General features: G+C 56.9%; 8 protein-coding genes and 1 CRISPR repeat array. Of the genes, 1 reads left to right on the forward strand and 7 read right to left on the reverse strand.

What is annotated here, in order from left to right; genetic code table 11:
* Window positions 1-73: 73 nt before the first annotated feature.
* From NZ705_12145 to NZ705_12175, 7 genes are all read right to left on the reverse strand, one after another.
* On the reverse strand, window positions 74-271 hold the full coding sequence (locus NZ705_12145) for a hypothetical protein (GenBank protein ID MCS7293694.1): 198 nt from the start codon (window positions 269-271) through the stop codon (window positions 74-76).
* Window positions 272-398: 127 nt separating this feature from the next.
* Window positions 399-1,171: direct repeats of the CRISPR family, unit length 36 nt; unit sequence GTTTCCAACAAATCCGGTTCTTCACCGAAAAGAGAC.
* Between the two features lie 206 nt (window positions 1,172-1,377).
* The gene (locus tag NZ705_12150; protein MCS7293695.1) at window positions 1,378-3,018 is read right to left on the reverse strand and encodes a hypothetical protein; all 1,641 of its coding nucleotides are present in this window, start codon (window positions 3,016-3,018) and stop codon (window positions 1,378-1,380) included.
* 12 nt (window positions 3,019-3,030) lie between these two features.
* The gene (locus tag NZ705_12155) at window positions 3,031-3,423 is read right to left on the reverse strand and encodes a hypothetical protein (GenBank protein MCS7293696.1); all 393 of its coding nucleotides are present in this window, start codon (window positions 3,421-3,423) and stop codon (window positions 3,031-3,033) included.
* On the reverse strand, window positions 3,423-4,253 hold the full coding sequence (locus NZ705_12160; protein MCS7293697.1) for an RAMP superfamily CRISPR-associated protein: 831 nt from the start codon (window positions 4,251-4,253) through the stop codon (window positions 3,423-3,425). The genes NZ705_12155 and NZ705_12160 overlap by 1 nt, the downstream gene beginning before the upstream one ends.
* Window positions 4,254-4,263: 10 nt before the next feature.
* Window positions 4,264-5,268: a type III-B CRISPR module-associated protein Cmr3 gene (locus NZ705_12165; protein ID MCS7293698.1), complete on the reverse strand. Its 1,005-nt coding sequence runs from the start codon at window positions 5,266-5,268 to the stop codon at window positions 4,264-4,266.
* Window positions 5,253-5,444, reverse strand: coding sequence for a hypothetical protein (locus tag NZ705_12170; protein ID MCS7293699.1), 192 nt, complete (start codon window positions 5,442-5,444; stop codon window positions 5,253-5,255). The genes NZ705_12165 and NZ705_12170 overlap by 16 nt, the downstream gene beginning before the upstream one ends.
* A gap of 4 nt (window positions 5,445-5,448) precedes the next feature.
* Complete coding sequence (locus tag NZ705_12175) at window positions 5,449-6,723, reverse strand: hypothetical protein (GenBank protein ID MCS7293700.1); 1,275 nt, start codon at window positions 6,721-6,723, stop codon at window positions 5,449-5,451.
* Window positions 6,724-6,902: 179 nt separating this feature from the next.
* Between NZ705_12175 and csx18 the strand changes: the two genes are divergently transcribed.
* A complete protein-coding gene (gene csx18 / locus NZ705_12180) occupies window positions 6,903-7,208 on the forward strand; it encodes a CRISPR-associated protein Csx18 (GenBank protein ID MCS7293701.1) in 306 nt (101 codons plus the stop codon).
* Window positions 7,209-7,294: the final 86 nt, after the last annotated feature.

Below are 7,294 nucleotides of genomic sequence, written 5' to 3' on the forward strand. Positions count from 1 at the left end.
AGCTCTTGGGTCGCAGGGCGCGGCTCCACCTTGGGGTTTCCTGCCATCGCCCTGACAAACCGAAGCTGCTCAGCTATAAACCGCTCGCATGGCGAATCACGTGGAAGTTGCTGGGCACCTTCAGCGCTAGGCCCATCTCGGGCAGGGTGACCACTCGGTAGATGCGGGAGCTAGGTTCCCCCCGGTGCCGATCCGCGCGAGGACAAGGTTTGGCCCAAACAGGAGAAACCAGAGAAAGACAAAGCAATAAGGTAATTGCTAAGCGTTTCATAAAATACGCGAGCCAGAAGGAAACACACCCTACTCAAACCTAAGAAGCGCTTGGAAAAGCGCATTTCCAATAAATCTGATCGCAGAAAGAAACCCCAAAAAAAGGCTTTGCTGTTCCCTTCGGCCCGGTTTCCAACAAACAAATCCGGTTCTTCACCGAAAAGAGACTTCTTTCTGGGGTACAGCTACGACAACATGCTGTAGTTTCCAACAAATCCGGTTCTTCACCGAAAAGAGACGGAGCAAGACATGGAAGTCGCTGAAGCAAAATTACTCAGTTTCCAACAAATCCGGTTCTTCACCGAAAAGAGACATTCTGTTCCGCACGCGTTTGGTAACGCGTGCGACAAGTTTCCAACAAATCCGGTTCTTCACCGAAAAGAGACCCCGCTCCCTGGGCTGTCCGGAGGGTCACATTGACGTGTTTCCAACAAATCCGGTTCTTCACCGAAAAGAGACAGCCGCGTTCAACCCCGCCTGGCCCGCGGGGAGGAATTCGTGTTTCCAACAAATCCGGTTCTTCACCGAAAAGAGACCCATGACTTTAGTTAGCCGGACAACCATCGAGCGGTCCGTTTCCAACAAATCCGGTTCTTCACCGAAAAGAGACATGGTTAACTTACACAGAGGCCGGCCGGGTCTATGTGGTTTCCAACAAATCCGGTTCTTCACCGAAAAGAGACCCGACACTACCCTGCTACATCGCCTTCACCTTCCTTGTTTCCAACAAATCCGGTTCTTCACCGAAAAGAGACTTGGGTCTTTTCAGGCCTTCCCCCCACCCACTGGCGTTTCCAACAAATCCGGTTCTTCACCGAAAAGAGACCTATTGTTTAATTTGCCGGTTTATTGATAGCGTGAATGAGTTTCCAACAAATCCGGTTCTTCACCGAAAAGAGACAGTCCCCATTAAAACCCTGATGCAGACGGCGTTGCAAGACCAGTTTGCGAACGATTCGAGATTTGTACTGCTTTTGTACTTTTCAATGCCCTTGAAAATCGCCTGAAACCCCGATGGGGAGCCAGATCGAACGATTCCACGAAAATACGGGATTTTCCGGCTCTGGCCGAATCGTTCGCGTACACAAAACGTAACAATCATGGACCTTATCCTGGCCACACCCGTTGGAATTCCCCTTGCTGCTGCAAAAACCGCAAAAATTGCTGGCATTCGCGGGAATTATCAGGGAAGATCGTCAGCAGTTCGATGTATTGGCCAGTGGCTTTACTGGTGATTTGGTTGCTCTGGGAGTCTTTTTGATAGTGGCGATACATCCGGTGCCACAGCCGCCCAATGCGTCCGAGCTTGCCGGTGAGCGAACTGGCCTTAATACTCTGGCCCTGGGTGTAGGGACGGTGGAGCCACTCAATCGCTAGGGAATCATTCTGGTTTTCGGCCATGCGCCCCCACACCTGGACCTTGTCGCGGTGCCAGCTCTCCCGCCATTCCCGGGCGTATTCGTCATTCAGGCGCACCCCCTGCAACTCCAGCCACCTTTTGGCCGCCGGTAGCAACCGGTCATTGATGAATTTGCCCACGTGGCTAGGGCTGATGATTTGCACGTCCCGCTGGTGGTTGGCCATCCACTCCCAGTGACAACCAATATAGGGCCGCCTGTTTCTCTGGTAGTATTCGGGGAAAAATAATCGGTGGTCAGCCCGTCGCCAGGATTTGCCAAAGCCCCCCAAGATCATGGCAAATTGGGTCAGCCGCAGCAGCAATTGCTTGAGCGCCTCTCGCTGTTCCTCGGGAAGCGGTCGGGTCAGCAGCCAACTGAGTTGTCCCGTCACCTCGTAAGTTTCCACCCGATACGGCTCCTGCCCAAAGGGTTTGAGTACCAGACGCTCCGTGACAAATTTCATGCCCACCAGGCCCACGACAGGTTCTCGCCGGCCCAAGCCCCCAAACAGCCGGTCCACCTCTCGTTCGGCTACACCCGCCGGCAACAGCCCCCCAAAAATCCGCAGCGCATGACCACGAATGGCCGCACGGAAGATATTGGGGCGAAATTCCGCGCCGTCAAGCGTTAGGGACGCCATGCCCCGCCCGTAGAGCTTGTGGGGGGGATAGAGTTCATCGCCGCTGATGCTGGCTGGGTGACCATAGCCCGCACAGACCCGGCTCCCAATGCCTTTGGCCAGCGCTCGCTCCCAGATGCGCCAGATTTCTTCCCACTCCTCAGGGGGCAATGGTTCAGTACTGGAAATGCCGAACTTCAGTTCTGGCTGGTACAGAGAAATCATCATGAAAGCCGCATGGTAGGCATCTCCCCCTTTCACTTGGTAGTTCTGCTGGGGATGCACCAGGTCTAGGAGCCGGTCTTTCCACTTGTCGTTGACGGGATACCCGCCATGAAAACGCAAAATCCCCGGCGCCCAGTCGCCCCCTGGTAATGGTCGCCCGCAGTAACGCGCTTTTTGTTGGGGAGTACAGGCGCTCCGAAACAGCCCCTTCATGCTGCTGCCAGGGTAAAAGGGCCAGCCCCGCGCACCCACCACTGGCCGGATGATGCCGTCGTCCTGACCGCCGTTGGTCACAAATCGCCAACTGAGCTTGTAGGTGCGGGTCTGCACGCCGGGACCAAAATCCGGGGGCTGGGGATAAGCGCGCTCAATCCACTCCTCCACCCAGCGCTGGGCATCCTGCTTGTCTGCCTTAGGGCGTAAGCGTTGCAGTTGACAGCGCCCATCTACTTGCGCGCGGTACATCAAGGGAATTTTGTTCAGCACGTCGGGAATTGGCGGCATGGTACACACTCCTTACTTGTAACGCTGGGTCCACCAGACAAGGCAATCGCATAACTGGGTGAGAATCGCTAAAGCAACCCGCTGGTCCTCCAGGGGCATGCTCCAGAGCTTTTCCGACATGGCCCGGATTTGTTGCACGTTCCCGTTTCGGACTGGGTCATTGGGGAGCGTGATGTGGGCCCTGGCTAGGATGTGCGCCAGGGTATCCCACACGTCTTTCCAGTAACGCGCTTTATCCGGCTCCCTTTCCTGCAGGCGCAAATGCTCGCCCCAGAACCGTTCCAGCCCGTAGGCCACCGCCATTCGCATCTTGTAGCTCTGGTTAAGGGACTCGGGATTGCGCTGTTTCGCTGCTAGGACCAGTTTTTGCGCCTCCTGGTCCAGCCCATACGTTTGCCAAGCCATCAGCAGTACTCGCCTCCTAGCGTCACGCGACAACGACCAAAACCGATAGACTCCAACCCGCCGAAGTACATCTCGACCTGCTCTTGCCCGGCAAAGGGGTCCCAGCCCTTTTCCTTCAGGGCAATTGGGAATACAAACACGCTGCCTTCGGGGATAGCCTCCACGTTGAAGAAGGCACCACCCGCGACTTTTTTCATATCCTCCTGTAACTTCACCCGGCTCTGGCGATAGAGACCCATATCGTGCAACAGGCCAATGTCGTTGTCCCCAACCACCACCAGGCTCTGGGGTTGCAGGCTCGTGCCTTTGGGAATCCAGGCTTTCATATCCTGCTCGTGCTCAATCTCCAAAAACCCCAGGTTGAAAAACAACACCTTGCGGGTACTTTTCTGGTCGCTGAATTGCTTGGCCTGGAGCGTAGGGTCTGCAGTATAGGGCTTGGGCAAGGGCGCCTCCACACCCGTAATCATCTGGTAACGCCGCAGCAGGCGGGGACAGGAAATCCATACCACCGGCTGGCCTGGGCAAAACACCGGAAACCACACCAGCGACGCATATTCAAACTTGACCAGCGCTTCGGTCGTGCCGCCATCCGCCTGACCCTCGACCGCCTCGTGGCCGTACCACTTATTGACGTCGCCCTTGTAGGGGCTGCCCTCTCGCCGCATCTCCGCTCGGAAACGCCCGCGAATCGAACTTCCCGGAATGATCCCCGTTTGGGTGAACTGGTCCCGGAAGATGAGATTCAAGTTGCCTGTTTCTTCCCCAGCGCTCGCTCCCACATGCAACGGCGCCAGCGTCTCGATAATGCCGCAGGCTTTGGTGTACATACATCCTCCACTAGGAAACTGCGAACTGCGGTTGGTCAACGGATAAAGGCAACGCCAGGCCACATCCCCAGCGTTTGAAGGAATAACCCTCCTGGGGAAACCACTCGTCCGGCCACGCTTGCCAAGGTGGGAGTGCCTCCCCCAACACATAGACACTCCCCGCTGGTACGGCATAGCGCCCCCGGGAGAGCCGTCGCCCCGTGCCAGTGCCCCCCAGCCGGTAGCGGTAGGGATGCGGACGCTCGGTTAACAACGCTGTCACCGGCCACAACGGCTTACCCTCCTGATTCACTGGCCAGCGATAGGACAAGCGGTTCGACCCCCACACCCCCGCCGTAATCGTGGCAAAGGTCTGGCCCACCGGCTGGTTGAGCAACTCTTGGATGGACTTGTCTAGCTCCTGGCACTGGACCTGCACCAGGTGACCTTCCCCCCCAAACCGGTACCAGCCCGCGTCGAGTGGATGGCTACTCAAATAGGCCAAACACACCCCTGGCTGGAGCGCCACCGCATTTTCCAGGAACAAACTCCCGCGTTGTCTGGTTTCATCAACCCACACCCGCCGCTGCTCCGGTTGCAAGCGGGGATGCAAATGCGGGCAGAACGTCCAAGGGTCGGCAGTGACGGCTTGCCCAGGCTTTAACTGCCTCCAAGCGCTGATAGGTATCCAACCCCGCTTATCAAACTTTTCTTCCGTCTCCGGCTGCCAGCCTTGGCCGTTCCAGCGCAGGAGATGTCGCACTTGGCCCTCTTTCACCAGGCAATGCATGGGCGTCGGCACGTAGAAGTCTTGGGGGTTGTCCACATAGCTCCAAAACGGCCCCGCAAACTGCCAGCCTTTATCAGCCCTCATGGCGTCGGCGCCGTAACGGGCGGCAAAAAGACCGGATACGGTTGGCGCTTGGGGCGGAAAACTCATCCCCGCGCGACCCACCAGATTCTCCGGCGACAAAAACCGCCCCGCACTGCCGTAGAGAAACCCCAGCGGTTCCAAGGTAATCAGGTATCGGAACATAGCTGAAACCCCACTTGCGCGAGACTGCTGACCCAATCTCCCAGCCGCTCGTTGCCGGTGTAGTACTGGATATTCCGCTCCAGGGTTTGCCGGTTCTGGGGGCCAAAGTACACCTCAAACAGCGCCAGCGCCACTTGGTCACTCTCCAACCCCCGCCGGGCCTGTAACACCGCCACGTCATTAATATATATGGGTCCAGTTTTGTCCCCCTTCCCGGTCGCGGTAGCTGCGAAACAGGGGTTGCAAAAACTCCCAGGGGCACACCCACTCGATGCAATTGCCGCTATTGAAAAGCACCCGCAGCGCCAAGCGATTGCGTCCCTGGCGTTTAGCCGACTTTTCCGCCTCTCGCACCTGCTGGAGAATTTCCCGCTGGGGCACTTGATTCCCGGCCAGCACCGCCCCTACGCTGACTGTAATTTGCTGACCGTGTCGCTTCCAGATGGTGGGGAACGCTTCCGACAGCCACGCCAGCGCCGCCCGGGGAGAAAACGTCCATCGCTCTGTGGAGTACAACACCCCCAGGAAGTCGTCGCCGCCAGCGTAGATCACGCGCCCCAGGTGGTCGTCCACTGCCTTTTTCAGGTGCTCCTGACCCCAGGTCATCATGGCGTGGCTAAAGTCCCGCAAAGCCTTAGCTTCGTCTTCCCCCTGCTCTTTCAGTCGGCGCAGGTGTTGCCCAATGCTATCGCCATCCCCCGCAAACCACAGCGAGCGTTGCTGGTCGGGAATTTCTCGAAACGTCTCTGGGACTTCCCTTTGCAGCCCCAAGCGCCGAGCGATTGGGTAGTAGGTCACCAGGCGTTTGATTAACTCTGGAATGCTCAGTTGTTCGTTTGCATCTACAAACGCTTCGCCCAGCAGGTCTTGTAGCTTCTGGTAAAACGCCCGAATCTCGCGGTCGTCGTCACTCAGGCACACTGTGCGGCTATCCCGCTGGCGGCCCATGCCCGGCCAGGCAATGCCATCTGCCCCCGACAAGGTGGAGCTTTCTCCCTGCCAGTTGACGCCGACCCAGTCCCGGCTGCGCTTGCTTTGGTTGATGGCCCGCCGAGCTTCCGTAATCGTTTCCCCCTGGCCCCAGAAAAACTCCCAAGCGTGTTCCGCCCAGTGATTCCAGTGCCGCTGCCAGGTATAGTCCAACTCGGGCAATTGCTCTTCTATCCATGCCCGGCAGGTGTGCGCCAGTTGCCGCCACGTCCCCTTCAAGACCTCCTGACCCTTGTTTCGAGGAAAACTCCCAGCCAGGACAATCTGGTTTGGCGTTCCTTGGGTCACGTTAATCAACGCCGGCGACACCAGCGCCTTGTCATCCTGGAATTCCGCTTGCCCCGCCTCACACAGGGCTCGTGCCAAGTGGGACAGGATAAATGAACCGCCGTACAAATCGCGCAATTTCCGAGAGCGCTCGATAAACCCCTGCACTGGGGCAAAGGTCATTACTGTAAACGTCATGAGACCGGCCACCAAACAAACGTCCTTGAGTATATCAACCTACTGGAAGAATTTAGTTCAAGTCAGGCATTTGCCATTCCACCCTTCACAGAAGTTTTACATCTTCCATCATGACCAGGCTTTTGAAGGTTTATCTTCTAAACGGCGATATGCTGGGCGAAAGGATTTTAGGAGTGCGCATGATGACGCGGCGGGGTGCTTGGTTAATTCTGCATGTGCGGCAACTGCAGGTGCGCAATGTCATCCTAGCGGTGGTTAACGGGGTCATTACCCTCGTCATTCTCTTGATTGCGCCGCTGGGATTAGCGGCTGTTATCATCAATACACTTTTAGTTGCCGGGGCAACCTGGTTAACAGCAACAGTGATGGACGGGGTGTGCTTTTGGCTTATGCCCCAGACGCTACCACGACCTTCCCACTTCCAACAGCCTGTTTCATCCGCCATTGAGCCAATTTCAGAATCTATCCGTCGGCCTGACGCTTAGGTTCTCTAGGCTCATCATCCGTTGGGTTGCAGGACACGGACCCTGTTTTGGCTACCAGGAGATTTTGGGAGTCAAACCCACTGCCA

The organism is Gloeomargarita sp. SKYB120 (assembly GCA_025062155.1).
GTDB lineage: Bacteria > Cyanobacteriota > Cyanobacteriia > Gloeomargaritales > Gloeomargaritaceae > Gloeomargarita.